Here is a 22,654-nt window from a genome sequence, read left to right as displayed (position 1 = left end):
TGGGGTAACATTTTTCTTCTTCTGTTGATTAACCAATAACGAGTCCTTACGAGGACCAAAAATTAAAGAACAGAATGTTGAATATTAAATATCAAGATCATGAAGAGATTTTCACTTGCACTGATGTTACTAGGATTTACATTTTTTGCAGTCGCTCAAGAAAAACCGAGAGGAGATTTTCAAATAGGCCTACAAGGCGGAATTACCCAGCCCCTTAGTACTTACAAAAAAATTGGGGACACTAAATTAGGTTTTCACGGAGGTATCTTCCTCGACAAATATTTCAAAGGAAATAAATTCGGACTAGGCGTTGATGCCCGTTTCATCAGAAATGGAATTAACGTAGCCGACAGCGTACTTTTTAGCAACGGCTACATCGTTACCGATTACAAAAACAGCAAAAGATTTCAAGACTATCTATTCACCTTTGGGCCTAGTTACAAGTTCACCAAAAATAACTTTCAAGCCGAACTGTATCTACGCGGTGGCGTAATGATGCAAAACTTTCCAGAGTATACTACGACCCTCACTTTTACCAACGCATTCGGTACGACCAATTACGACACCCAATACACCGTAAATGATGCGAGCAACAAAGCAAACAGCTGGGCCGGTGTGGGCGGTTTACGATTAAACTACAAAATTGCACCTAAAATTGCAGTGTTCGCCCATGTTGATTATGTACAAACTTTCGGAACAAAATTTGGCAGCAAACCTAGTAGATTTACTATCGAGAAAAGTGTGCAACACACACCTATTGATCCTGCAGTTGGTATCAAAAGCGGCATCCTAGATCACTATAACGAAGTAAGGGTTCGAGAAAACACCCTGCACAAAAGCCTTAACGCCGGAGCTGGCGTTAAATTCATCTTCGGTGAAAATAAAAAACCAGTTCCTCCACAAGAAACCGTTACCAAATATGATGATGTGGTAAAACCGTTAATTGCTACCAAAGACCTACAAATTGTGGTTAAGGATAAACAAACAGGATTAGCGCTAAGTGGTGTTACCGTTAGCGTAACCAGCGACAAAGTAAACGAAAAGTCGATTACAGATGCTAATGGTCAGGCACAAAAAATCACAAAAGTATCTCCTGGAAGCTATCAAGTTATTGGTGAGAAAAATGGCATCAAAACACCATTATTAACCCTGAACGATGAAGACTTTAAAGGCACTTCAGCTACTATATTTAAAGAAATTTACCATGATGACCCTAGATTTACATTGGTTGGAGAAACCTTCGACTGCGTAAAAGGCATTAATTTGGCAGGTATCAGTACTGTATTAACCAATACAAGCACTAAAAGCAACATTAGCCAAGTTTCTGATGCACAAGGAAAGTTCATTTATCAATTGGATGCTCAATCAGACTTTACAGTTGTGGCCAATCATCAGGCTCGCTACTCACAAACCGAATTGGTAACCACCAAAGGTTTAGACCGAAGCAAAACATTATATGTAACATTGAAACTAGGGGTTTGCGAGCTTGCCACTGGAAGCCAGTGGGTATTGAAAAACATCCTTTACGATTTCGACAAATCCAATATCCGTACAGATGCAGCTATCATCTTAGACAATGTAGTAGCCATCATGAAGCAAAACCCATCATTAAAAATTGAGCTCTCTTCTCATACCGATAGTCGTGGTAATGATGCTTACAATAGAAAATTATCTCAGCAACGTGCCGAAGCAGCAGTAAACTATTTAGTGACAAATGGGATTAGTAGGGATAGATTAATTGCTAAAGGTTATGGCGAAACCAAATTACTAAATGGCTGTGGTAATGGTGTAAATTGTTCAGAGGAGCAACATCAGGCCAATAGAAGAACAGAAATAAAAGTATTGAATTATTAAATAGTGACTAGGGATTAGTGGCTAGGAAATAGAAAAAGACTTACGAAGCTTAAACAACTTCGTAAGTCTTTTTTTAGATTATAAAAGCATCAAACAAGCTGTTAAAACCGATGCTGAAATAAATTCAGCATGACGATTCGCCCATCTGGCGTCACCCTGACCACGAAGTAGCTGCGAAGCAAATTTATTTCAGGGTCAGCAAAACTAAAAAAAACACATCACTATAAATCGAAAATAATAATCGAATTCTTAGTACACAACTTAAACCAACTCTTTAAAAACAACAGTACTGTTATGGCCTCCAAAGCCAAAAGCGTTACTCATCGCTGTTTTCACTTCTTTATGTAATGCATTATTAAACACCAGTTGCATGCCTTCTGGAATTTCTGGATCAGGCTCAATTACGTTAATGGTTGGCGGAACCACATTATCATTAATGCTCTTAATAGCAATGATTGCTTCAATGGCTGCTGCCGCACCCAATAAGTGACCAGTCATTGATTTTGTAGAGCTGATATGCAGATTTTTAGACTCACCGAACACCAATTTCGCGGCATTCAATTCTGCCAGATCTCCAACAGGTGTTGAAGTAGCGTGTAGGTTTAGATAATCCAACTCTTCTGCCTTTAAATTAGCTTCTTCTAAAGCTAAAGTCATGGCTTTTGCCGCGCCAATACCTTCTGGGTGCGGCGACGTAATATGGTAAGCATCAGCGGTCATTGCTGCTCCCACTACTTCAGCATAAATTTTAGCTCCACGAGCTTTCGCGTGCTCATATTCTTCCAAAATCAAAGCACCTGCACCTTCGCCCATTACAAAACCATCTCTGTCTTTGTCAAACGGTCTACTGGCAGTTTGAGGATCATCGTTTCTGGTAGACATTGCCTTTAGGGCAGCAAAACCTCCAAATGAAGCTGGCGTAATCCCTGCTTCTGAACCTCCCGTTACAAACATCTTGGCTTTACCAAATCTGATGTAGTTAAAGGCATCCATAATGGCATTATTACCAGTAGCACAAGCCGAAACTGGGGTGTAGTTAATTCCCTGCAAACCAAATTTCATCGAAATTAAGCCTGAAGCCATGTTTACCAAAAGTTTCGGGATAAAGAATGGGTTGAAACGAGGATTGTAATCTCCTTTCACATAATTCTCTACTTCCGTTTCAAAAGTTTGCATGCCACCTTGTCCACTGCCCCAAATCACCCCAAAATCAAAGGGATCAATGGTGCTTAAATCAATGCCACAGTCTTTCATAGCTTGATCTGCAGCATATAAAGCATACTGTGTAAACAAATCGGTACGTTTAATTTCGCTTCTGTCCAAGTGAGCAGCCGGATCAAAATCTTTCACTTCGCAAGCTACTTGAGAACGGAAACGAGAGGCATCAAAACGTGTTACACGTTCGCAGCCACTTTTTCCTGCTACGACATTCTTCCAAAAATCAGCAACATTATCTCCTAGGGGATTAATGGTCCCTAACCCTGTAACTACAACTCGTTTCATTTTTTTATCTGTGTTTTAAATAAATTGGATGTCCCACGGGCAATGAGCCGTGTTCCTTTCCGGCCCCAAATTTCGCATTCGGCGTGGATAAATTGTCGTCCTTTTTTAATTATTTTAGTTTTTGCGGTAATTTCATCGTTTTCTTGGGCTACAGAAAAATAATCTATGGTATTATTAATGGTCGTATAATAAAAAGGTTCGTCTAAACTGAACATCGTTGCGCCCAACATATCATCAATAATCGCAGCAGTAACTCCACCATGCAATCTTTCCATTGGGTTTAACCATTCATTCCTGATTACATACTTAAACTCCAAACTGCCTTTTTCTACCGAGACCACCATAGGTCGCAACCATCTCATAAATGGCGAGGGCGAGCGGTCAAATTCTTTCCCGATGTACGACCTCATTGCTTCCAGCGCATCCATCAACTACTATGATTACGATTGAAAAAACTGTTTGGTCATGCCTACAGGTACCTGATACTGATCTAAGCTCAGGGCAGTCAAAAGCTCATCAGCAACCTCTTCTGGTGGAATTCCATGCTGCTCACCACCTATCTCTTTGGAAAATGGCGTATTTACCAAAGGTGGAATCAACTCAAAAACATGAACATTTTCCTGCTCAGCTAAACTATCACGAAGTACGTTGGTGTAGTTCTGTAAAGCCGCTTTACTGGCCGAATAGGTTGGAATACTGGCATGTCCCCTAAACGCCGCAATACTGGTTACATTAACAATAGCGCTATTCTCAATACTCAAAAGCTGAGGTAATAACAGCTCTGTAAAATGTACAATGCTCAAATAGTTAAGGTTGATCTCATTTTTCGCCAGCTCAAAAGCGTTTCCTTCATTTTGTAAAGAATGGCTATAAGCTAAACCTGCGTTATTAATGACCCAATTTAAATCTGGATGCTCCTCTTGGATAAGTTTTACTACCCTTAAACGTTCTTCCTCCAAGCTTAAGTCAGCTTGTATGGCAATGCTACCTTTCAGTTCATTAATAGTTTCATTCAGTTTATTCTTATCTCTTCCATTCACCAAAATTTGATTGCCTAAAGCGTGAAGTTTACGGGCTATGGCCAATCCTATTCCTGAAGTTGCTCCCGAAATAAAAACTTTGTTATTTTCTACTCTCATGATATTTAAAATTTAATATACCAATCGGTATATTTTAGGTTAAAAAAATTTAATTGATAATTTCTTGGTCTATGATCAATTTTACGCGATCTAGCGCCGTATTTAAATGTGTGATTTGATTAAGTGTACGAGATAGCAATATGCCACCTTCTATAAGCATGATGAAGGTGTAGGCATATGTCTCGGTTTGCAAGCCAGCCTTAAAACTACCTTCCGCTTTTCCTTTCTCTATAATGGTTGATACCTTTTTTTGCCAAGCAATAAAGTTTTCCTTAACAGTATCTTGCAGAAATAACAAATGATCATCTGCTTCCGTTGCTGCATTTAACATGGGACAGCCACCTTGTGATGCCGCTTTTTCCCAAGTAGTTTTATAAAAGTTAAGCATAGCCATCAATTGCCCGTAAGCAGTGTCCTCTTTCGAAATGGCGGCATTCATACTATCTCTCAAACGCTCGGCATTAAACTTAAAAGCAGCAACAACTACTTCTTCTTTGTCATCAAAGTTGCCGTATATACTCCCTTTGGTAAGTCCAGTAATTTTGGTAATATCTGATAGAGAGGTTGCCGCATAGCCCTTTCTATTAAAAACATCGGCTGTTTTTTCAATAATCAATTGCTTTGTTTTCTCGGCTTTACTCATATTGTTTTATCATTTAACGTAACAAACGTACAAAATATACCAATCGGTATATTAACATATTTACAAAATGAGATTGGGATTACTTTTATGGAGCAATCCCCAATCAATAACACTTAGTATTCTTGGCTATGATAATCTGTTTAATAAAATACTTTATATGCATCACAATCAGACTTTTAGACTAAGACATCAGCTCTCTGCTACTCTTTACAGTTCTGTCGCTTCGCGGACAAACTTTTTTCCTATAGATGAAAAAAGTATGCAAAAAAATCCACGGCTGCGCCCTGTTCTGCTAAAGGAACAAGCAAGGCCAATTTGTGCATCCCGAACAGGCCAAGGCCGATTTTAGTTGAACGAAGAGGATTTGCTAAGGCTAGAGATAACGAAAAATCGCAAAATGCTTATCAGAACTAACGTTAAATTTAAGTTTCTAAACTAGTCTTCTCGACTACCGTCATCAGCCATTCTCACCATTTTAGGTTCAAACTTGGCAACAACATCTACTAAATCGGTTTGTGCCGCCATCACTTGGTGGATGTCTTTATAAGCCATAGGTGCTTCATCCAATCCAGCGCCAATCAAGGTTACGCCATGGTCCTTTAAAATTGCCTTCATTTCTGAACGTGTAATGCTTTGAATGGCCTTGGTACGGCTCATTAACCGCCCTGCGCCGTGCGAAGCCGAGTTAATAGATGAAGTTTCCCCTTTTCCCCTCACCAAAAAACCTGGGGCGGTCATACTGCCTGGAATAATCCCCATCACCCCTTTGCCTGCAGGTGTTGCCCCTTTCCTATGGACAATTACCTCTTCGCCATTTAAGATTTCTTTCCAAGCAAAATTATGATGATTTTCTACTTTGGCCAGCACTTTAGCCCCGATGGCTTTAGTCAATCTCTTATGAATCACCTCATGACAAGCAGAAGCATAATCGCCTGCCAGGTTCATTGCAATCCAATATTCTTGACCTTCTGGAGAGTTTAAATCTAAATAAGCCAAGTTTGCCGCTTCTTTAGGCAACTTACAAATTTCTTTTGCCAATTTGGTATAGTGGCTAGCAATGGTTGCACCCAAACCTCTGGAGCCAGAGTGTGTTAACAAGGCTACATATCGTCCTTTATCAATATTCAACACCTCATCTCGCTCGGCAAATTCAATAATCCCCCATTCTACAAAATGGTTACCACCTCCAGATGTTCCTAATTGTGCCCAAGCTTTGCCATGCAAATTCTTCAAGAAGGGCGTTGAATTAAATGCTTCATTCTCCAACACTTCATGATCGGCTCTTTCTAAAGATCTGTATTCTTTTCCTGCACCAAACTTGGTGAAGGCAATCAGTTCCCGCTTATACATGGCATCTTTCCCAAAATAATGCTTTTCTGGAATATCGAAAATGCTTAGCGCCATTCTACAACCAATGTCCACTCCTACACCATAAGGAATAATGGCATTGTTGGTCGCCAATACCCCACCAATAGGCAAACCATAACCTTGATGGGCATCTGGCATTAAAGCGCCAGCTTCGGTTACCGGCAATTGCATGGCGATATCCATTTGGTTTCTTGCCCCATCTTCGATGTAGTTTTCACCAAATATCGCGTACGTTTTGGCATTTTCTACCAATGCAATCGTATCAATTTCTTTAGGCTGCGCTTCTTCAATCATGGCTTTTGCCAAGCTTGCCAACACAGAATCGTCCAAAAAACTTTCTGGGTAATCTTTTATTTTTTTAAACAAGGCCAAAAGCTCTGCCGCTGTAACTTCACTAAAATGCTCAGCTATAATATTCAAAGCCAAGCCTAATATTTTGTCTTCGGAATAACCGATTTTTAAAAGGTCATTTCCAGTAATATTTGTTTTCATTGTTTCCTATTCAAACCTCGACAAGCATCGTTCACTTGCCGAGGGCGTCTAAATTTAATTTATTTCACAAAAATTTGTTTCAATTGATCTACAATTTGTCCGCTGCCAGATAAACTGATGTTGTTGATTTTTTCCGCAATCTTCTCTACATATTCCATCTCCTTCAATTTGTACAACATCGTGTTTTCTTCCATCAATTTTGCGGTATTCAACAAGCTTCTGGTTGAGGCCGTTTCTTCTCTCCTTGTGATGATATTCGCTTGCGCTCTTTTTTCGGCCACTAATACTTGGTTCATGATTTCTTTCACATCGCCAGGTAAAATAATGTCCTTCACACCACTGTTGATCAATTTCACGCCCAAATCAGCAACTTTACCAGCGGCCAAGTCCATTACCGTTTCGGCAACTTTCTCTTTGCTTTCCATCAACTCGTCTAAAGTCATTAAGCCAATAAACTCTCTTAAGGCCAATTGCATGGTGACGTATAATTGTTTATCAAATTCTTTGTTGTCTAACAAAGCTTTTTCGATATCCTCAATTTTGTATTGGATATTGAAGTTTACCCTCAATTGAGCTTTGTCTTTGGTTAAAATTTCCTGACCACTGATTTCCATGCTCAATTGCCTCATATCAGCTTTGTAAACTTGAATGGTGGTGCTATTTTTCCAATAGGTATAACTTCCAGCCTCCAATACTTTATTGAATTTACCATCGATAAACAACAAGCCTCTTTCGAACGACTCAATTCTATAGGCCCTGATGTAGTTCAACAAAGGCATCTTTTCTAACAAGTTTCTGTCAATGGTTTCGTCAATATCAACGTTACTGGTATTTACCCTCACAAAATTGAATTCGGACAAACCTTTCCAGATCGCATGTCGTCCAGCATTCATGATGCCTTTAAAGTTTTTATTCTGATAAGTCAATACCAATTCATTATCGGCTACGGTTACCAAGTGAATCAAATTCACAAAGTCCGCATGCTGCAATAAAATATCTAATTCTGCCGAAGTATAATGATACTCCTTGCCCATATCATAAACCGTTACATTTTCACTGAAACCAATCCAGTGTGCACCTGTCGTTAATACTTTTTCTAATTTTCCTCTTTTAAACACCAATCCAACATTATTGGTGTTAATGGTTACTCTTTTCATGTTTTTTGATGTTAAAATTTATTTTCTATTGATTATTAGCTTTTAAAAGCGTTGTAACCGCACATTTATTTGTCTTTTTGCGGAAGTACCAAATCCATAAGTTTGTTTAAAAGTGAGGCCAGTTGATCGGTTTTAGATGATGGGATAATTTCCATAGGCAGAGCGAACCATTCACCAAAAGGCTTGACTTAAAAATCATGACTTACTTATTGGGCACCTACTGAGCAAAACACAAATTGCCTGCTGGTTTTTAATTACCATTAGCCAAACGTGGTTTTACAACGCTAGTTTTTTTGAGAAATTTGAAGTATCTCTTCTTTTCAGATGGATTAACAGTCCATTGCACTACCCTTATGCGATTCCAAATTGTGGTTTGGAAGCAGGATTCGAACCTGCAATTATGGTTGTTGCTCTACCAAACTGAGCTATTCCATTTTACTGGAAGTGGGATTCGAACCCACGACACACAACGTGTAAGACAACCTATCATTACATTTATCAGCATATCCCTCGTTAAAACTTGGACACTTTGGGGCTATACGGAAACCCTCAACATAGGATAAATCTAATTTAGCATTGCCATTCCGACTTGTGGTCGGAATATCTTTATATTATGATGAAATTAATCAAAGTACTTTTATCGACTGGCGACATTACAAAGATGCCAGCACCACTGCGCAGTATATTTGCGCATTAAAAAAATATTTACACCAAACAACACACTACACTGATATACAGATATATAATTTTATTAAATAGTTTAAAAATCTGTTAAAAACCATCAATTACGCAAATACATTGCGCAGAAGCATCCTCTTTCCAATATTTTCCACTAGCTTTATCAGCAAGTTTATTCAACCTTTCACAAAAATTGACCAAATGGCAATTAACAAGCTGGCATTAATCAGGTACAAAACCATCGACGATTGTTTAAGAAACCGATACAAGAAATGGACTTTGGAAGATCTTATAGAGAAAGTATCCGAAACATTGTATGAACTAGAGGGAATTACCTCTGGCGTAAGCAAACGTACCATACAAGCTGATATCCAACTGATGCGCAGTGATAAGCTGGGCTACAATGCTCCAATTATAGTAAAGGACAAACGATTTTATGTATACGAAGACGCCAACTATAGCATCACTAAAGCTCCCATTAACAATGCCGATGTAGATAAGATGAAGGAAATTGTAGGTGTTTTAAAGCAGTTTAATGCTTTTAATTACTTTGATGAGATGAGTGATATGATTGCTCGCTTGGAGAACAACCTCTATAAATCAACCCACGAAGGTGGAAATTACATTCAACTGGAAAGCAATAACCAATTGAAAGGGATGGAATACATTCCCAAGTTATATCAGGCTATCCTAAATAAATCGGCATTGCTCATTGAGTACAAATCCTTCAAGGCGCAGCAATCTAAAAATGCCATCTACTATCCATACCTATTAAAAGAATATCGAAATAGGTGGTTTGTTATTGTACGAACAAAAAAGGGTGGTTCACTATTGAATTTGGCTTTAGACCGTATCATTGAATTTCAAGAACTACCTAACGAACCCTTTGTATTACATGAGGGCATTGATTTTGAACGCTACTATAGCGATTTAATAGGAGTTACCAAAAATAGCAACGACAGACCACATAAGGTAATTTTAGAATTCGATAACCGAAATGCTCCTTATGTAATTACCAAACCCTTGCATCATACCCAAGAGCTGATTGCAGAAAAGGAAAAAACTACCGTATTTAGAATTGACGTGGTATTGAATTATGAACTGGAACGGGAAATTTTAGGGTTTGGTGAATGTGTAAAAGTACTAGGTCCAAGGATATTAGCGCAACGCATTAAACGAAGGATAGCAGCAGCGGCCGGTTTATACGAAACCGCAGAAAAGAACAAAGGGGAACAACAGGCTTTAGCATTGTAAATAGTACAGGTTTTTCTTTCTATCATTTAAAGCGTGCCTTGTCATTCAAAGCATACCTTGCTATCCAGAACACACCTTACATTCATAACGTATCCTGTCATTCAGAGCGCAGCGAAGAATCTCTAGGCAATTTATAAGCACATCCAAAGATTTCTCCAAAAGGTCGAAATGACGCATGGGATTAAAGACAATATACATTGAAAGATTTAACTCCGTTAAGCTTTGGTTCTCCACAGGACCGAAATGATTACAAATTTTCTCATCCAGAACACACCCTGTCATTCAGAGCATTCTTTGTCATTCAGAGCACACCTTGTCATTCAGAGCACACCTTGTCATTCAGAGCGCAGCGAAGAATCTCTTAGCCTACTTTATAAGCACATTCAAAGATTTCTCCGCAAGGTCGAAATGACGCATGGATTTAAAAACAATACACATTGAAAGATTTTAACTCCGTTGAGCTTTGGTTCTCCACAGGACCGAAATGATCACAAATTTGCCATCCAAAATACACCCTGCCATTCAAAGCATTCTTTGTCATTCAGAGCACACCTTGTCATTCAGAGCGCAGCGAAGAATCTCTAGGTACTACTAATCTTATAAGCATATCCAAAGATTTCTCCACAAGGTCGAAATGACGTATGGGATTAAAGACAATACACATTGAAAGATTTAACTCCGTTGAACTTTGGTTCTCCACAAGGTCGAAATGACGAAAAGAACAAAAAAGCCCCGATTGCTCGGGGCTTTATATCTTAAGACAACTCAAACTTATATCCTACTCCTTTTACGGTGGAAACATAGTTTTCGCCCAATTTCTCTCTCAGTTTCCTGATGTGCACATCAATGGTTCTATTGGTAACCACTACCGAATCTTCCCAGATGTTTTTCAATATCGCTTCGCGGGTGTAAACCTTTCCAGGTTTTGAAGCCAATAAATAAAGCAGCTCAAATTCCTTTTTGGCCAAAACCACTTTTTCGCCATTTTGGTAAACCAAGTAAGATTCGCGATCGATTACCAAATCGCCAATTTCCAATTTGTTTTCAGAAACTTCATCGTTACTTGCGTTACGACGCAAAATCGCGTTAATGCGACTTACTAAAGCTCTAGGCTTAATAGGCTTGGCAATATAATCATCGGCACCTACGTTGAAACCCGCAATCTCCGAGTATTCTTCGCTCCTTGCGGTTAAAAACACCATAAAGGTATTTTTAAACTCAGGAATAGCCCTCATTAAGCGACAGGCTTCGATCCCATCCATCTTAGGCATCATAATATCTAAGATGATCAAGTCTGGCTGAACCTTCTTCGCAACATTGATTCCGTCCTGTCCATTACTGGCCAAAAACACTTGGTAACCTTCCTTTTTGAGGTTATACTCAATCAGTTCCAAGATATCCGGTTCGTCGTCAACAATTAATATCTTCTGTTTAGCTGTACTCATTGCTTTTTATTTGTTACGAAAGTAAGTAGACAATTGCAATATTTAGTTAAGGTGAAGTTAACAAATTGTTAAGACTACTCTATATATTAACATAGAATTAGAGTTTAGGTAAGGTTTTGTTTAAAAAAACTTCCAATTCTTCACCTCTTAGGTCACGTGCGATGATTTTCCCCTGTGGGTCAAGCAAAAATGAGCTAGGGATAGCCTCAACCTGATAAAGTCTTACGGTAGCTCCCTCAAAATCACTCAATTCTCCTGCTTGGTCCCATGCTAAATTATCTTGTTTAACGGCTTGTGCCCAAGCATTTTTATCTTTATCTAAAGAGATACCCAAAACTGTAAAATTTCTGTTCTTGTAGGTTTGGTAAGCCTTTACTACGTTAGGATTTTCGGCTCTGCATGGTCCACACCACGAAGCCCAGAAATCTAACAGCACATATTTACCACGATAATCGGCCAGTTTAATTGTTTTTCCATCAATACTTTGGATAGAGAAATCTGGAGCTGTTGCCCCTATTTGTACGGCCTTTAATCTAGACACCTTGTCGATGAAGTTTTTCACGGCCGAATGCCCTTTTAAACTAGCGTCTACCTTTTCTGCATAATCAACCATGGCCTTTTCATTTCCTACCGGATTAACCAAGCTAATGGCATAAAAGCTCACCAAAGATTTGTTATTGTCCATAGCAAACTTAATGATCGCCTGATTAAGCTCATTCATCGCATTGTTGTACACTGGCGATAGTTGTTGCAAAAGCTCATCTCTTTTGCTTGGATCGGCGGCTACTTTCTCTTCAAACTGCTTGCTCACCTCAAAGATCTTTTGCTGAAATTTGATTTTCATCTCATTAAACTCAGCTAGTTTTGCAGCATCTTCGGCACCATCAATGGTATAATGTTGACTTTTATCGTTTACATCGGCGGTAACTTTCACTTGATCACCATTTTTGGCAATTACAATATATTCGTTAGTGAGGTAGTTAACTCTAAAGAAATCAGCTTCTGGCTTGGTGTTGGTAAATTTAAACTCACCATCTTGCGATAGGTTGGTCGAATCCAACAGCACCATGTTATTGCTTGCCATTCCATACAAATAAACCTTATTCTTTACATCAGCGTTGGTCAATTTTCCGCTAATGGTAAACTTGGTTTTATCCTTGCAAGCCATCAACGTTGCAACTACTACCGCTAAAATTAATATTGTTCTTTTCATTTAATTAGGTCTTAGAATTTTAGTATTTAGTACTTAGTATTTAGACTGAACGGTGCTTAAGCATAAACACCTTCCGTCTATAGCTTAAACCTCTAATCTTTTCAAAATCAATTCGTTTACTTTTTTGGCGTCGGCCTTACCTTTGGCAAGTTTCATTACTTCGCCTACAAACAAACCTAAAACGCCTTTCTTGCCTTTTTTGTATGCCTCTACCTGCGCTTCATATTTGGCCAACACTTCATCAATCAATCCCGAAATGGCATCGACATCTTCAACAATTAGTAAATTCAGTTGCTGCGCCAGCTCCTCTACGTTAACTTCTTTACCCTCTAAAGCGGGCAACAACTGTTGGATAGCATTTTGTTGGGAGATTTTCTTTTCATCAACCAAATTAATGGTTTGTGCCAACTGCGCTGGTTTTATCGCATAAGTAGCTATATCGATCTGCTTTTCATTAAGGATTGCCCTAATACTCCCCAGTAACCAATTTACCAAGCTTTTTTGGTGTTTAATGTCTTTTTTGGCCTCATTGTAGTATTGATATAAGTCTCTATCATCAGCCAATACTGCAGCTTCAGATAGGTTAATGCCCAACTCCACCACTAATTGTTTGGCAATTTCCTTGGGCAGTGTTGGCATAGCTTCCTTTACACGGTTAAGCCATTCATTAGAAATCACTACCGGCGGCAGATCAGGATCTGGGAAATAACGATAATCGTTCGCTTCCTCTTTACTGCGCATGGGAGATGTAGTGCCTTTATCCGCATCAAAATTCAAGGTACTTTGAATGATCTTTCCTCCTGCGCCCACTACAGCTACCTGTCTTCCAAACTCAAAATCAATTGCTCTGCGCACATTGCGGATCGAATTCAGGTTTTTCACTTCGCAACGCGTACCAAAAGCGGCACTGCCTTTTTCACGTATAGAGATATTGGCATCACAGCGCAAAGAACCTTCCTCCATATTGCCATCGCTTACATTTAAAAAACGTACCAATTGCCTAATTTCATTAAGCAAAGCTGATGCTTCTTCCGCACTGCGGACATCTGGCTCGGTTACAATTTCAATCAAGGGAACGCCCGCACGGTTTAAATCCACGAATGAATAATTATCATCCTGATCGTGCATGCTTTTGCCTGCATCCTCTTCCAAGTGGATACGGTTAATCCCGATGCGTTTCTCGGTTCCATCGGCCAATTGCACATTGAGGTAACCATTTTTACAAATGGGACTGTTATCTTGCGTAATCTGGTATCCTTTTGGCAGATCGGCGTAGAAATAATTTTTGCGATCAAAGAAATTATATTGGTTGATTTCGCAGTTAAGTGCTAGACCAATCCGCATGGCTTTTTCAATGACCTCTTTGTTAAGCTTGGGCAATGCGCCTGGCAACCCCAATGAAACAGTAGAGATATGCTCATTGGCCTCTGCACCAAATGCAGCGCTATCTGAACAGAATATTTTAGATTGTGTGTTTAACTGAACATGGATTTCTAAACCCGAAACCAGCTCGAAATTTTCGATGTCTTTTACGATGGTTGTTGTGCTCATTAATAGGTTTTACTATTCGACAAAGCTTTTTTAGCTGTTCCAAATATAGGTAAATATGTATCAATTACATGGTAAAATGGGTAACAATATGATATGGCACGATATTCGTATAGGTTTTGTCAACACGCATAAAACTAAATGATATGAAACGTTTAATCCTAATGTTAACTGTTGCTATAGTAGCAACAACATTGCACACAGCCAACGCTCAAGTTAGTTTAAATATCAATATAGGTGCACAACCTAATTGGGGACCTCGTGGCTACGATTACGTGGAGTATTACTACATGCCCGATATCCGTACCTATTACCATGTGCCTAGCAGACGTTACGTATACTATGAAGGAAGCAGATGGGTGCACAGAACTTCGTTGCCGAGAGCGTACAGGGGCTATGATTTATACAGGGGCAGAAAAATTGTAATTAATGAGTCTCGTCCTTATTTGAGGCACAATGTTTACCAAACCCGTTATGTAGAGAGATACAGACATGATAATGGCAAACATAAAGGATGGCATAAAGAAAAAGGTCATAAAGGTAAAGGAAGAGATAGAGATTAAATCCCCTCGTCATTTCGACCAAAGGGAGAAATCTAACGACTCAATAATATAATACAAATTGCTAGATTTCTCTCTACGTTCGAAATGACAAGTATACATCACAAAAAAGCTCCCGATTAAATCGGGAGCTTTTTTGTGATCAAATTCTTTACTAAAGAATAAATAAAATCAGAACCTCTTTCCTAAGGAAACGCCTATACGCGGATATACTTTATGATACGCATCTCCAAAAAACCTCCCAGCCCCACCTAAAATTTCTCCAATATAATTACTCTTAGTGATAAACTTTAGTCCAACAGCAGCCCCTAAACCTATATTGGTTTCATTATTAACAATTCTTTCATAGGTATAGATACCCGTATTTGAATTATACGTGGTCTTACTTAAATAAATGTCTGAAGTAACTACAGCGGCATTTCCCTCTATAAAAAAACCACTTGTGTTTTTACCAAAAAACATTCTATAGTATGGCACAGCCATAAACTTATAATTATCCAAAAATATGTTTGCACGCTCCCCCAAACTAAATGCTACCGATAACCCAACAGAAGATTCCTCGGTTAAAATTCTTTCGTAATTAATTTCCGGGAAACCTAAAATTGAGTTTAATAAGTTCAATTTTATTTCATTCTTTTTAATGCTCTTATCTATATTTTTTACACTATCTGTATTGTTTCCTTTGATTTCTTGCGCAAAAGACGTACAAGCTAAAAAAAAGAGCAAAAGCGCTAATAGGTTTTTCTTCATTGATTTTTAAAATAATTATAGATGATTTGGTTATGTACTACAAGAAGTTCTTTGCTTTTTCAATTGCCCTGTCCATTCCAGCAACATCTTTACCACCTGCTGTCGCGTAAAAAGGCTGTCCGCCGCCGCCGCCTTGGATTTCTTTAGCCAGTTCCCTTACAATTTGTCCCGCGTTATAATTTTTGGCTTTTACCAGTTCATCATCAATGGCTACGGTAAGTTGAGGTTTTCCATCAATCACTACCCCCAGTACCAAGAACAAGTTCTGTATGGCACCTTTTACGGCATAGGCCAAGGTTTTAACGGCATCAGCATTTGGCAGGTCTACCACAGTGGCTATAAAATTCACGCCATCAATATGTTGTATTTTGCTTTCTAGATCTGTTCTTAAAGCTACCGCACGTTCAGAAATACTTTTCTCAATTTCCTTTTTAAGCGCTCCATTATCATCAATCACCTTACTTAAGGCCGAAACAAAGTCTTTAGGATTGTTCAATAAAGCCCCTAAGTGTTTCACCAGTTCAAAATGTTCGCGGATTACGGCTGCCGAACGAAGTCCGGTAATGGCCTCTATCCTACGCACCCCTGCCGCCACTGCCGATTCGGCCGTAAGCTTAAAGAAACCGATCTGTCCGGTAGCTTTTACGTGGGTACCCCCGCAAAGCTCTTTCGAGTAATGATCGTCGAAAGTAATTACACGGACAAAATCACCATATTTTTCACCAAACAAAGCCGTTACGCCGCTGTCGATCGCCTCCTGATAAGGTACGTTCCTTTGTTCTTTCAAAGGAATGTTCTCACGGATCTTAGCGTTAACAATGTCCTCAATTTTGTTCAGTTCCTCATCAGTTACCTTGGCAAAATGTGAGAAGTCGAAACGTAGGTAATCGGCATTCACCAAACTACCCTTTTGATTTACATGGTGACCCAAAACCTGCTTTAAGGCAGCGTGTAACAAGTGCGTAGCCGAGTGGTTGTTTTCTGTTTCCTTGCGTTTCTCTTCATCAATTACCGCCCAAAACTTGCCCTCTAGGTCGGCAGGTAAAGTATCGGTAAAATGAACAATTACCCCATTCTCTTTTTTGGTATCAGTAATCTCTACCCAAAACTGGCGACTATGGTCTTCCAATCTTCCGGTATCGCCTACCTGACCACCGCTTTCTGCATAGAAAGGAGTTTGGGCCAATACAATCTGATATTGCTCTTTGCCTTTAGCCTTTACCTTACGATATTTAATGATTTCGGTTTCCAACTCACTAAGGTCATAACCTACAAACTCCGTTTCCCTATCTTCGTTTACCATGATCCAATCGCCAGTATCAATGGTGGTTGCGGCACGAGAACGGTTCTTTTGTTCTTCTAAGGCTTTGTTAAAACCCTGCATATCTACAGAAAGTCCTTTTTCCCTAGCCATCAATTCAGTTAAATCAATAGGAAAACCGAAAGTATCGTATAATTCGAAGGCGAAATTGCCATCGATCACTTTACCACCCTCGTATTTTTCAAAACGTTGGATTCCTGTAGCCAAAGTTCTCAAGAAAGAAACCTCTTCTTCTAAAACAACCTTTTGTACAAAGTCTTTTTGATGATACAGTTCATCAAAAACACCTTTAAACTGATCGGCCAATACCGGAACCAACTGGTTCAAGAAAGGCTCTTTAAGGTTCAGGAAAGTATAAGCGTAACGCACTGCCCTACGTAAAATACGACGGATCACATAACCCGCTTTGTTGTTAGATGGCAACTGACCGTCGGCAATCACAAAGGAAATGGCACGGATATGATCTGCCATTACACGCATGGCAACAGCCTCGTTCCAGCCTTTCTGGCCAGGCTCGGCACTACTTACATATTCAAAACCAGATTTATCGGAGATGTATTGGATAAGCGTTTGGAAAACATCCGTATCGTAGTTTGAGCTTTTGCCCTGCAACACACGTACCAAACGTTCAAAACCCATTCCCGTATCTACATGCTTATTTGGAAGCGGCTTTAACGAACCATCTTTTAAACGGTTGAACTGCATAAATACGTTGTTCCAAATTTCAATCACCTGCGGGTGATCGGCATTTACCAAGGATTTGCCCTTGCCATCCTTACGCTCTTCGGCACTGCGGCAATCTACATGGATTTCCGAACAAGGACCACATGGACCAGTATCGCCCATTTCCCAGAAATTATCTTTCTTATTACCTAATACGATACGATCCTCAGGCACAAACTGCTTCCAAATTTCATAAGCTTCGGTATCTTTAGGTAAACCTTCTTTTTCATCACCCTCAAAAACCGACACGTAAAGTTGGTCTTTAGGAATTTTATAAACCTCGGTTAGCAATTCCCAGCTCCATGCAATGGCTTCCTTTTTAAAGTAATCGCCAAAGCTCCAGTTGCCCAGCATTTCGAACATAGTATGGTGGTAGGTATCAATTCCCACCTCTTCCAAATCATTGTGCTTGCCAGAAACACGTAAACAGCGTTGCGTATCAACCACACGCGGATATTTTACGGCCGCTTCGCCCAAAAACAAATCTTTAAACTGGTTCATTCCGGCATTAGTGAACATCAGGGTTGGATCGTTCTTCACCACAATAGGTGCCGATGGTACAATATGATGTCCCTTGCTTTTAAAAAACTCTAAAAAGGTCTGTCTTATTTCTTTCGCTGTCATTTTCTTTTATAGGTTTTAGGTATTAAGTATTAGGTTTTAGGTTATTGTAAAAGTGCAAACATCATGTGTTACAGCTCATCACTTATAAACCATTACCCATAACCAAATCCCTCTGTGTTCTTTCTGTCTTAGTGGTAATTTTTAATGAGCAACAAAATTATAATTTTATTGTGGTTTTCTGCTAAAATCCGTTTACATTTGAACACTTTAAGTAAAATCTACAACCATTTAGTAATCAGCAGTAAATATGCCGTACAAGGAAAGAGAAATCAACAAAATGTATTATACCATGGGTGAAGTGACAGAAATGTTCGGTGTAAATGCTTCGCAGATCAGGTTTTACGAAAAGGAGTTCGACGTTCTTAAACCTAAGAAAAATAAAAAGGGAAACAGGCTATTTACGCCAGAGGACATTGACAATTTAAAGATCATTTTTCACTTGGTAGATGATAAGGGCTTTACCCTAAAAGGCGCTAAAGAACACATGAAAAGTAACAGTGGCGAGGTCAAGGAAAACCAAAAAATCATTGATTCGTTGGAACGTTTGAAAAGCTTTTTGCTTAAACTGAATGACGAGATCTAAACGTTGGTCGTTTACCATTTTTACGCTTTTTTTCCTTAACGCCTGTCAATCGAATGCCCAAAAAGATCAGGTGCTTTATCGAGACGCGGTGTTAAACTACTCGATTAAGCAAAGTGACCTGGATAAATACCTCAGCTACAGAAACATTAGCGATACCGTAGGTAAAACCAAAGACTATATCACGATCTTAAAATGGGCCATGGTCAGGCTGCATCCCCAATGGGGACCTGTGCTACATAAAAAGCAGGCCACTTATGAAGGTGCCATTGCCGATGCCGAAGCTTTCTTTATTAAAAGGCATCTGGTAAGCAAAATATTGGTGATAAAGAGTAAGCGAAAAATGTATCTTCTTAAGGATTCCAATATCGTTAAATCCTATTCCATAGCTTTAGGGCCAAATCCTGTGGGGCAAAAAGAATATGAGGGCGACGGTAAAACCCCCGAGGGCACCTACACGCTCGACTGGCAAAGATGGAACAGCACCACTTTTCATTCCTTTCACATCTCCTATCCTAACCAAGCAGATTCGGCACGGGCCAAGGCCAAGGGCCTACAGGTGGGCAGCAACATTATGGTACACGGCACCTCTAAGGGTTTAAAACGAAAAAAAGATTGGACAAATGGCTGCATTGCCCTTTCTAATCAGGATATGGCTAATTTTAGGGAGCTGGTGTTTCAGGACACGCCGATAGAAATTAGAAAGTAACCACACAAATTGTTTTGTAGATATTATTTTTTACCATAAATTGGCTATACCAAACAGCCTATGCGCAAATTTTTACTCGTTATTATTATTCTTCTGGGCGTTAACAAATCTTGGTCGCAATACAACCAAGGCGCTCGTTTAACGGCTATGGGCAATGCCAGTGCCGCCGTTTACGACATTTGGAGCTTAAACGCCAATCCTGCCGGCATTACGGGACTTAAGTCTACTACAGCAGCGGCAAACTATGCCCGTTACCTTTTTGGCGACGAGCTTAGCGAACAAAACTTTGCTTTTGTACTGCCTTTTAACGGCAATTTTGTCGGACTTAGCGTGAACCGTTATGGCATTAGCGAATACAATGAGATTAAAGCTGGATTAGGTCTGGCCAAAAAGTTTGGCGAAGCCCTTTCCATTGGCATTAAGGTAAACCTTCACCAAATTAAGATCAGTAATTATGGCGATGCCAACACCTTTTCGGTAGATGCGGGCGTAAACTACGCCCTAAGCAAGCAAATTGGTGTGGGCCTGTATGTCAACAATCCTTCTTCACAAAGCTACAAGTCAAGCAATATCGCCACCAATATTCCTACGGTCATTCATTTGGGAGCCACCTATACTCCATCTGACAAAGTGATCGTAGCCACCACCATTTCTAAAGATTTTGACCAAAAGTTTGATGTAAGCGTGGGCATAGACTATCGGTTTTACGAAATATTGAGCTTACGTGGCGGCATTAGTGCCAAGCCCTTTAAACAATACGTGGGTATTGGCCTCAACTATCAGAAATTGGTTTTAGACTTGGCCGTACAAAGCCACCCACAAATTGGTTACACTCCTCAAATTGGCCTGTCGTATGCGTTTTAGATTGTTAGCACTATTTGCAGTATTACTGATTGGCTTTGCCGCCAAGGCACAAACACAAGAAGATCAATTGATTAAAGATTTGATTGAAAGTATTGCTGAGAACCTGCCCGAGGATTATGACCTTTCGGAACTACAGGACCGTTTAACTTATTATCGCAAGCACCCTATTAACCTTAACAATACCACGGCTGAGGAACTGAAAACATTGGTTTTCCTATCGCCCTTGCAGATCAGCAATTTGTTTGAGCACATTAGGAAAAATGGCAAGCTGATTGATCTACTGGAGCTACAGAGCATTCCCGAATTCGACATTCAGACCATACAACGTTTATTGCCTTTTGCCACTTTGGAACAATCGGCCACGGTAGACAAAATCACGGGTAAAAACCTGTTAATGTACGGCAATAACGACCTGATCCTAAGGTATGGCAGGGTGATTGAAAAATCAAAAGGTTATACCGAACTGCCCGGAAGCAGGTACTTAGGTACCCCAGACCGCTATCTGTTCAGGTATCGTTACACTTATTCCAACCGGGTTTCGGCTTCTTTAGTGTTTGAGAAAGATGCTGGCGAATACCTTTTTAGGAATGCCACAAAAGCCTCTTATTTCATTCCATCTAACTATACCGATTTCATGTCAGGGCACATTGCCATCCTCAATACGGGCAGATTTAAAAAAATTGTGCTTGGCGATTACACTATGCAGTTTGGGCAGGCGCTTACCCTTTGGTCGGGCTTTGCTTTTGGCAAGTCGCCCGATGTTACAGGCGTGGTTAAACGCGATGTAGGCCTGCGTCCTTATACTTCGGCCAATGAGTTTGCTTTTTTACGAGGGGCCGCCATGACGGTAAACATTGCTAAGAACATTGATTTCTCGCCATTTGTGTCGCACCGTAAATTAGATGCTTCCCTAAGTACCGATGTAAATGGAGAGCGGGTGGTTTCTACCATTAACGAAACCGGCCTGCACAGAACCCAGTCCGAAATCAACAATAAGAACAACTTAGAGCAAACCGTTTATGGTGGCGTACTACAATACAGAACCAGTGCCTTAAACATTGGAGCGGTAGCTTACCACACTTCTTTCAACAGAACCTTTGTACCAGGAAGCGGCCTATATCGCATCCATAACTTTACAGGCAAAGAACTCACTAATGTGGGTGCGCATTATAGTTATACCTACAAAAACTTCTATTTTTTTGGCGAACTGGGCAAATCGCTAGATGCCGGATTGGCCTACGTAAATGGTGCCTTGGTGAGTTTGTCGTCAACCGTTTCGGCAGTAGTATTGCATCGTAATTATCAAAAAAACTATCATAACTTCTTTAATCAGGGCACTTCCGAAGCCAGTGAAGCTTTTAACGAAAAGGGATTTTACGCAGGCCTTAACATTAACCCTTCAAAAATATGGAGCATACAGGTTTATGGCGACTATTTTAAATTTCCTTGGCTACGGTTTAGGGTAGATGCCCCATCAGACGGTTACGAGTTTTTGGGACAAGTGACTTACTCGCCAACCAAAACCTTTAAGACCATTTTAAGATATAAATCTGAAGTAAAACAACAAAATACCAGTTTAACGGTACCTTTCAATTATCTCGATGATGTAAAGCGGGAAAACTACCGTGCCGAAGTTAAATGGGCCTTAGGCAAATCCTTCGGCTTCCAAAACCGTGTAGAAGTGGTACAATTTAAAAAGGGCGATGCGAAAGCGGAATTTGGTTACCTAGCCTATCAGGATGTAAGCTACTCTCCCCTTTCTTCGAGATTATCTGGAAATATCAGGGTTGCTTATTTCAACACTGCATCGTACGACAGCAGGATTTATGCCTATGAGGATGATGTGCTTTACAACTTTACCTTTGGCCTGTATAATGGCAAAGGTTTAAGGGGGTACGCCAACTTAAAATACCGATTGGCCAAACGCGTTGACCTCTGGGGAAGATACGCGCTATACAATTACGACAACGTAGAAACCGTTGGTTCGGGCCTAGATGAAATAAATGGCAAAATGAAATCGGAAATGAGAATACAGCTACGTTATCAATTTTAAGATGTATTGACGTTTAAATCGGAAATAGTATTTGTTAAACTATTATTTCCTTTCGGCTTGGGAATAATACTAGGTTACCATTTCCAAGAGCAACAACTATTTAGAATACTCCTTTATATTCTAGTTGCGTTAACTGTCCTCGCCGCACTCGTCCATACTTATTATCGAAAATTTAT

Annotated in this window: 18 protein-coding genes and 1 tRNA gene; 7 read left to right on the top strand and 12 right to left on the bottom strand. The window is 39.8% G+C overall.

Annotated elements, in window-relative coordinates; all coding sequences use genetic code 11:
- The first annotated feature begins 99 nt into the window (after nucleotides 1–99).
- Nucleotides 100–1,854 carry an OmpA family protein gene (locus ABDV71_RS09575; protein WP_343532228.1) on the top strand — a complete coding sequence of 585 codons (1,755 nt, stop codon included), beginning with the start codon at nucleotides 100–102 and terminating at the stop codon, nucleotides 1,852–1,854.
- Nucleotides 1,855–2,115: 261 nt separating this feature from the next.
- On the opposite strand, the gene fabF is transcribed toward ABDV71_RS09575, so the two are convergent.
- The 7 genes from fabF to ABDV71_RS09540 form a co-directional block, all read right to left on the bottom strand.
- The gene (gene fabF / locus ABDV71_RS09570) at nucleotides 2,116–3,357 is read right to left on the bottom strand and encodes a beta-ketoacyl-ACP synthase II (RefSeq protein WP_343532227.1); all 1,242 of its coding nucleotides are present in this window, start codon (nucleotides 3,355–3,357) and stop codon (nucleotides 2,116–2,118) included.
- On the bottom strand, nucleotides 3,354–3,785 hold the full coding sequence (locus ABDV71_RS09565; RefSeq protein WP_343532226.1) for a PaaI family thioesterase: 432 nt from the start codon (nucleotides 3,783–3,785) through the stop codon (nucleotides 3,354–3,356). The genes fabF and ABDV71_RS09565 overlap by 4 nt, the downstream gene beginning before the upstream one ends.
- Before the next feature lie 12 nt (nucleotides 3,786–3,797).
- A complete protein-coding gene (locus ABDV71_RS09560; protein ID WP_343532225.1) occupies nucleotides 3,798–4,496 on the bottom strand; it encodes an SDR family NAD(P)-dependent oxidoreductase in 699 nt (232 codons plus the stop codon).
- A gap of 49 nt (nucleotides 4,497–4,545) precedes the next feature.
- Nucleotides 4,546–5,139, bottom strand: coding sequence for a TetR/AcrR family transcriptional regulator (locus tag ABDV71_RS09555; RefSeq protein WP_343532224.1), 594 nt, complete (start codon nucleotides 5,137–5,139; stop codon nucleotides 4,546–4,548).
- 435 nt (nucleotides 5,140–5,574) lie between these two features.
- Nucleotides 5,575–6,999, bottom strand: coding sequence for an RtcB family protein (locus tag ABDV71_RS09550; protein ID WP_343532223.1), 1,425 nt, complete (start codon nucleotides 6,997–6,999; stop codon nucleotides 5,575–5,577).
- 59 nt (nucleotides 7,000–7,058) lie between these two features.
- Complete coding sequence (locus tag ABDV71_RS09545; protein ID WP_343532222.1) at nucleotides 7,059–8,156, bottom strand: slipin family protein; 1,098 nt, start codon at nucleotides 8,154–8,156, stop codon at nucleotides 7,059–7,061.
- Nucleotides 8,157–8,529: 373 nt separating this feature from the next.
- Nucleotides 8,530–8,591, bottom strand: a tRNA-OTHER gene (locus ABDV71_RS09540).
- A gap of 444 nt (nucleotides 8,592–9,035) precedes the next feature.
- Here ABDV71_RS09540 and ABDV71_RS09535 point away from each other — a divergent pair.
- A complete protein-coding gene (locus ABDV71_RS09535; RefSeq protein ID WP_343532221.1) occupies nucleotides 9,036–10,088 on the top strand; it encodes a WYL domain-containing protein in 1,053 nt (350 codons plus the stop codon).
- A gap of 755 nt (nucleotides 10,089–10,843) precedes the next feature.
- On the opposite strand, the gene ABDV71_RS09530 is transcribed toward ABDV71_RS09535, so the two are convergent.
- The 3 genes from ABDV71_RS09530 to gatB all read right to left on the bottom strand — a co-directional run bounded on the left by ABDV71_RS09530 (nucleotide 10,844) and on the right by gatB (nucleotide 14,297).
- Nucleotides 10,844–11,533 (bottom strand): response regulator transcription factor, encoded by a 690-nt coding sequence (locus ABDV71_RS09530; protein WP_113645765.1) that lies wholly within the window; start codon nucleotides 11,531–11,533, stop codon nucleotides 10,844–10,846.
- Nucleotides 11,534–11,630: 97 nt separating this feature from the next.
- Complete coding sequence (locus ABDV71_RS09525; protein ID WP_343532220.1) at nucleotides 11,631–12,746, bottom strand: TlpA disulfide reductase family protein; 1,116 nt, start codon at nucleotides 12,744–12,746, stop codon at nucleotides 11,631–11,633.
- 84 nt (nucleotides 12,747–12,830) lie between these two features.
- Entirely contained in the window at nucleotides 12,831–14,297 is a 1,467-nt protein-coding gene (gatB, locus tag ABDV71_RS09520) for an Asp-tRNA(Asn)/Glu-tRNA(Gln) amidotransferase subunit GatB (protein ID WP_343532219.1), read from the bottom strand.
- Nucleotides 14,298–14,440: 143 nt separating this feature from the next.
- Between gatB and ABDV71_RS09515 the strand changes: the two genes are divergently transcribed.
- Complete coding sequence (locus ABDV71_RS09515) at nucleotides 14,441–14,857, top strand: hypothetical protein (RefSeq protein WP_343532218.1); 417 nt, start codon at nucleotides 14,441–14,443, stop codon at nucleotides 14,855–14,857.
- Nucleotides 14,858–15,025: 168 nt separating this feature from the next.
- Here ABDV71_RS09515 and ABDV71_RS09510 read toward each other — a convergent pair whose 3' ends face one another.
- Together ABDV71_RS09510 and alaS are read right to left on the bottom strand one after the other, a co-directional pair.
- Nucleotides 15,026–15,604, bottom strand: a complete 579-nt coding sequence (locus tag ABDV71_RS09510) for a hypothetical protein (RefSeq protein ID WP_343532217.1) — start codon at nucleotides 15,602–15,604, stop codon at nucleotides 15,026–15,028.
- 37 nt (nucleotides 15,605–15,641) lie between these two features.
- A complete protein-coding gene (gene alaS / locus ABDV71_RS09505; protein ID WP_343532216.1) occupies nucleotides 15,642–18,272 on the bottom strand; it encodes an alanine--tRNA ligase in 2,631 nt (876 codons plus the stop codon).
- A 247-nt stretch (nucleotides 18,273–18,519) separates the two neighbouring features.
- Here alaS and ABDV71_RS09500 point away from each other — a divergent pair, with 247 nt between their 5' ends.
- Genes ABDV71_RS09500 through ABDV71_RS09485 form a run of 4 tightly spaced genes read left to right on the top strand, consistent with a single transcriptional unit; the run spans nucleotide 18,520 to nucleotide 22,478 of the window.
- Entirely contained in the window at nucleotides 18,520–18,855 is a 336-nt protein-coding gene (locus ABDV71_RS09500; RefSeq protein ID WP_343532215.1) for a MerR family transcriptional regulator, read from the top strand.
- On the top strand, nucleotides 18,842–19,561 hold the full coding sequence (locus ABDV71_RS09495) for a L,D-transpeptidase family protein (protein WP_343532214.1): 720 nt from the start codon (nucleotides 18,842–18,844) through the stop codon (nucleotides 19,559–19,561). Before ABDV71_RS09500 ends, ABDV71_RS09495 begins: the two co-directional genes overlap by 14 nt.
- Before the next feature lie 60 nt (nucleotides 19,562–19,621).
- Complete coding sequence (locus tag ABDV71_RS09490; protein WP_343532213.1) at nucleotides 19,622–20,425, top strand: hypothetical protein; 804 nt, start codon at nucleotides 19,622–19,624, stop codon at nucleotides 20,423–20,425.
- Nucleotides 20,415–22,478, top strand: coding sequence for a helix-hairpin-helix domain-containing protein (locus ABDV71_RS09485; protein WP_343532212.1), 2,064 nt, complete (start codon nucleotides 20,415–20,417; stop codon nucleotides 22,476–22,478). The genes ABDV71_RS09490 and ABDV71_RS09485 overlap by 11 nt, the downstream gene beginning before the upstream one ends.
- The last annotated feature ends 176 nt before the right edge of the window (nucleotides 22,479–22,654 follow it).

Origin of the sequence: Pedobacter sp., from assembly GCF_039594775.1 — a bacterium.
GTDB lineage: Bacteria > Bacteroidota > Bacteroidia > Sphingobacteriales > Sphingobacteriaceae > Pedobacter.
The sequence above is the reverse complement of the archived record's forward strand: the minus strand, read 5'-3'. Positions and strand labels throughout refer to the sequence as shown.